The sequence below is a fragment of the Marinobacter salinexigens genome (assembly GCF_008370345.1).
GTDB classification, from domain to species: Bacteria; Pseudomonadota; Gammaproteobacteria; order Pseudomonadales; family Oleiphilaceae; genus Marinobacter; species Marinobacter salinexigens.
Genome location: NZ_VTUU01000116.1, coordinates 1 through 287 on the forward strand (window position 1 = coordinate 1; position 287 = coordinate 287).

Genomic DNA, 287 nt, shown 5'->3' on the forward strand with positions numbered 1-287 from the left:
CCTGGTTGATGAGGCCAGCACAGCCTTGAGCTGGGTAGGGGTCGGAGCACTTCCTAGGCTAGCCTTGATGTCCCCAATCAGTTCTTCATAGGGACTAGGCTTAGTGACGGCAGGCTTGTCATTAGGGATTTCTTTTGCTGAACCATTAGTGCTTCCATCTTTGTGGGTTGCCTGTTTCATCTTCTTCTCAGTCTCCTCAGTCGACAGCATCACCATTTCAGCAGTTGCTGCACTCAGCTGCTCTTGCATGCGCTGCTTCGCAGCCTCAATTGAAGTGTCAGTCTGCC

At 51.9% G+C, this 287-nt stretch carries 1 protein-coding gene; it reads right to left on the bottom strand.

Annotation, left to right across the window (positions count from 1 at the left end; translation table 11 throughout):
• Window positions 1-249 (bottom strand): hypothetical protein (locus FWJ25_RS20895; RefSeq protein ID WP_149601896.1); only part of this gene is annotated, 249 nt, incomplete at its 3' end.
• Between the last annotated feature and the right edge of the window lie 38 nt (window positions 250-287).